Below are 1,520 nucleotides of genomic sequence, written 5' to 3'. Positions count from 1 at the left end.
CCGCAGTTTCGTAGGCAAGGGCACGTTGGTCTGGGGCGCCAGAACGCTGGACGGTAACTCCAATGAATGGCGTTACGTTCCAGTCCGCCGGCTCTTCAATATGGTCGAGGAATCGGTCAAAAAAGCGTCCTACTTCGCGGTATTCGAACCAAACACGCCCTTCACCTGGCTCAAGATCAAAACCACCATCGAAAGTTATCTTGAAAACCTTTGGAAACAGGGAGCGTTCTTTGGCACCACGCCGGACCAGGCATTTTTTGTCAACATCGGTCTTGGTCTGACCATGACTGAGGACGACATCAACAACGGCATCATGAACATCGAAATCGGTCTGGCAGCCGTCAGACCGGCCGAGTTCATCGTACTGACCTTCTCACATAAGAGCATTGAAGGTTAATCAGGCTGTGCAGGGATGCTCGCCCCTTGTCTGCAGAATCGTTCAAAACTCTGAGCTGCCCAAGGAGAACGACCGACAGTCATCGCCTTATCACCCGGTAAGGCCCACACAAAGTTGTCATTACTAACCCGGCCAGCAATCGGATCATGCTGATCTATTTGATGGTCACCCCTTAGCTATAAGGAACCCCTATGAGTCAATATAAAACCCCTGACGTTTACGTCAAAGAACGCTCCCTGCTCAGCCCATCGGTGGCTGAAGTGCCCACCGCGATACCGGCTTTTATCGGTTACACCCAACTGATCAAGAACAACCGTGACGAGGACATAACACAGAAAGCCATCCGTATCACCAGCATGCTGGAGTTCGTGGCTAATTTTGGCAATGCCTGTGCAGAAGCCGTAACGGTCAAATATAACTCTGACAGTGCAGAGTTTTACATTCCAGGGACGAGCACTGCCGGTCACTTCCTGTACCAGTCCGTGGCGCACTTTTTTGCCAACGGCGGTGGTACCTGTTATGTGATCAGTCTTGGTGATTACAACAAAGAACTGACGGAAGCGGATGCCACCCAGCAAAAGGACGAATTCATCAAAGCCATCAACAGCCTGAGCAAGGTTGATGAGGTGACCCTGATCTCCTGCCCGGAAAGTGTGCTGCTCAGCGATCAAAATCATTACGATATCCAGAATGCGGCACTGACCCATGCAGAAACCATGATGGACCGTTTTGCGCTGGTCGATGTGAAGTGCTCCAATGCCATCCGGGATGACGCCGCCAACATGCGCAATAAAGTGTCTCAAGGACTGAAGTACGGTGCGGCATATTACCCTTACCTGAAAACGTCCATGGCACGCAGTTATGATGAAGAGAAGGTTACGATCACACTGCCGGATGGAACAGAAGCTTTACTCAGCGAGCTGAATAATCCTGATTTCGATCACTATTCCACGGCTTACTACAATCAGGTCAAAGCGTTGCTGGCCACTCACTACCTGGTACTGCCACCCAGCGCCGCCATCGCCGGCATCATGGCCAAAACCGATGCCCAGCGCGGCGTCTGGAAAGCACCGGCCAATGTTGCCCTGGTGCAGGTCATTGCCCCCACAGTGGATATCGATAA

1 protein-coding gene and 1 pseudogene are annotated in these 1,520 nt (G+C 51.8%); both read left to right on the top strand.

Annotated features, from left to right (window positions below; translation table 11 throughout):
• Positions 1–397: phage tail sheath C-terminal domain-containing protein (locus ACQY6I_RS24845; protein WP_428241085.1), on the top strand; the 397-nt coding region annotated here is incomplete at its 5' end.
• 191 nt (positions 398–588) lie between these two features.
• Positions 589–1,520: pseudogene (locus ACQY6I_RS24840) on the top strand (hypothetical protein); the annotation flags it as partial.

The sequence above is a fragment of the Gynuella sp. genome (assembly GCF_050297175.1).
Lineage (GTDB): Bacteria > Pseudomonadota > Gammaproteobacteria > Pseudomonadales > Natronospirillaceae > Gynuella.
This window is presented reverse-complemented; position numbering and strand designations above follow the sequence as displayed.